This window comes from Pseudomonas californiensis (assembly GCF_021147775.1).
Classification (GTDB): domain Bacteria; phylum Pseudomonadota; class Gammaproteobacteria; order Pseudomonadales; family Pseudomonadaceae; genus Aquipseudomonas; species Aquipseudomonas californiensis.
Genome location: NZ_JAGTPK010000098.1, coordinates 1 through 2,410 on the forward strand (window position 1 = coordinate 1; position 2,410 = coordinate 2,410).

Genomic DNA, 2,410 nt, shown 5'->3' on the forward strand with positions numbered 1-2,410 from the left:
AATTTAAGTGGGCACCAGCTCTAGCCTTTTAAGCGGGTATTTCATGCAGCCAACGCGCCGTTCCTACTCCAAGTCCTTCAAAGCCCAAGTCATTCAAGAGTGTGCCCAGCCCGGTGCTTCGATTGCCAGCATCGCACTCAACCATAGCCTCAACGCAAACCTCGTCCACAAATGGATTCGGCTGCAATCGCAGAAAAGCACAGCGCTGCAACCTGCATTTATTTCATTACCCGTCTCGCTGGCTGGGGCAAAATCCCACCCGTCATCATCGAACATTTGCGTTGAAATACAGCACCCGCGAGGCACCGTCAAAGTGAACTGGCCCACTGAAAATGCTGCTGCCTGCGCGACCTTTCTTCGAGACCTTTTGCGATGATTCGCATCGACGCCATCTGGCTCGCCACCGAACCGATGGACATGCGCGCAGGCACTGAAACAGCCTTGGCCAAGGTAATTGCGGTGTTCGGTGCGGCGCAGCCGCACTGGGCTTATCTGTTCGCCAACCGCCGCGCCAATCGCATGAAAGTGCTGGTGCATGACGGCTTCGGAATATGGCTGGCGGCGCGCCGATTAAACCAAGGCAAGTTCCACTGGCCTGGTACTCGCTACGGTTCTGAGATGGAGCTGGATACTGAGCAACTTCAGGCATTGGTGCTGGGTCTGCCATGGCAACGCGCAGGTTCTGGAGGCTCGATCACACTGCTTTAACGACTGCCATTAGCCTATCGATCTATCGCCGCAAATTGCCTGCTCTGGCAAAATCGGCGTCATGACTTCGCTTTCCGATCTCGCTCACCTGACCCCTGAACAACTGCGCGCCTTGGCGGCGCAGTTGATACAGCGTGTCGAGACGCTCGACCACCAGGTCGACACGCTGGGCAAGACGGTAGAAACGCTCGACCAACAAGTTGAGACGATGGGTAAGACCGTTGAGACCATGGGCAAGAAGATCAACCGCGACCAAACGCTGATCGAGAAACTGACTTTCGAGATCGCACAGCTCAAACGATTGAAGTTTGCCAAGCGCAGCGAGCAGATGAACCCTGAGCAGGCCAGTCTGCTCGATGACCTGATCGATACCGATATCGCGGCAATTGAAGCAGAGCTTCAAGCCTTGCAAGCAGCACCAACGGCGACCGATAAAAAGCAAAAGCCCAAGCGCACGGCATTGCCGGCAGAGTTTCCACGCACATTGATCCATCACGAACCGGACAACACTCACTGCCCATGCGGCTGCGTACTCAAGCGCATCGGCGAGGACGTCAGCGAGAAGCTTGATTACGCGCCTGGCGTGTTTACTGTTGAGCGCCATGTCCGTGGCAAATGGGTCTGCGATGACTGCGAAACATTGATCCAAGCTCCGGTTCCGGCACAGGCCATCGACAAGGGCATCCCGACCGCTGGGCTGCTCGCCCACGTCATGATCGCCAAGTTTGCCGACCACCTGCCGCTTTACCGTCAGGAATCGATCTTCGGTCGAGCGGGCTTGGCGATCCCACGCTCAACCCTGGCTCAATGGGTGGGTGTGACTGGGGTTCAGTTGCAGCCGCTGGTTGATGCTCTGCGCGACGTGGTGCTCGGGCAGCAGGTTATTCATGCCGATGAGACACCTGTGCAAATGCTCATGCCGGGAACGAAGAAAACCCACCGTTCTTATGTTTGGGTCTATGCCACCAGCCAGTTCTCGGACGTGGCAGCGGTGGTTTACGACTTCAGCCCTAGCCGCGCCGGAGAGCATGCTCGCAACTTCCTTCAAAACTGGAAGGGCAAGTTGGTCTGTGATGATTTTGGCGGTTACAAAGCCAGTTTCGAACTCGGCGTGACCGAGATCGGCTGCATGGCCCATGCGCGGCGTAAGTTCTTTGAGTTGCACTCCACGAATAAAAGCACGCTTGCGGAGCAAGCCCTGCGTTATATCCAGTTGCTGTACGAAATCGAAAGCGAAGTCCGCGATCTGGAACCAGATTTACGGCGCCGAATACGGCAAGAAAAGGCCGTCCCGATAATGAACATGCTACATGCCTGGATGATCGCCCAGCGCGATCTGGTACCCGAAGGATCAGCCATCAGCAGAGCACTCGATTACAGCCTGAAACGCTGGGCAGCGCTGTCGCGCTACCTCGATGACGGGGCTGTACCCATAGACAACAACTGGGCAGAGAACCAGATCCGACCATGGGCTCTTGGACGTAAGAACTGGCTCTTTGCAGGATCGTTACGCAGCGGCAAACGGGCGGCAGCGATCATGAGTTTGATCCAGTCTGCGCGCCTGAATGGCCATGATCCGTATGCGTATCTGAAGGATGTTCTTACGCGGCTGCCGACTCAGCGGGCGAGTGAAATCGACCAGTTGCTGCCGCATAAGTGGCGACCGATTTAATCACGCAAGGCGTGATGCCCGGACGCTTAC

General features: G+C 56.3%; 3 protein-coding genes. All 3 read left to right on the forward strand.

From position 1 onward, the window contains the following. Positions 1-43: 43 nt before the first annotated feature. The 3 genes from tnpA to tnpC all read left to right on the forward strand — a co-directional run bounded on the left by tnpA (position 44) and on the right by tnpC (position 2,380). A complete protein-coding gene (gene tnpA / locus KDX37_RS28965) occupies positions 44-376 on the forward strand; it encodes an IS66-like element accessory protein TnpA (RefSeq protein WP_231656602.1) in 333 nt (110 codons plus the stop codon). Then, positions 373-708: an IS66 family insertion sequence element accessory protein TnpB gene (gene tnpB / locus KDX37_RS28970; RefSeq protein ID WP_231656603.1), complete on the forward strand. Its 336-nt coding sequence runs from the start codon at positions 373-375 to the stop codon at positions 706-708. Before tnpA ends, tnpB begins: the two co-directional genes overlap by 4 nt. Before the next feature lie 61 nt (positions 709-769). Continuing rightward, positions 770-2,380 carry an IS66 family transposase gene (tnpC, locus tag KDX37_RS28975; protein WP_231656604.1) on the forward strand — a complete coding sequence of 537 codons (1,611 nt, stop codon included), beginning with the start codon at positions 770-772 and terminating at the stop codon, positions 2,378-2,380. Positions 2,381-2,410 lie beyond the last annotated feature (30 nt).

Excerpts from the sequence above, each read along its gene's own strand:
- tnpA (WP_231656602.1), top strand. The coding sequence starts at position 44 with ATGCAGCCAACGCGCCGTTCCTACTCCAAGTCCTTCAAAGCCCAAGTC.
- tnpB (WP_231656603.1), top strand. The coding sequence starts at position 373 with ATGATTCGCATCGACGCCATCTGGCTCGCCACCGAACCGATGGACATG.
- tnpC (WP_231656604.1), top strand. The coding sequence starts at position 770 with ATGACTTCGCTTTCCGATCTCGCTCACCTGACCCCTGAACAACTGCGC.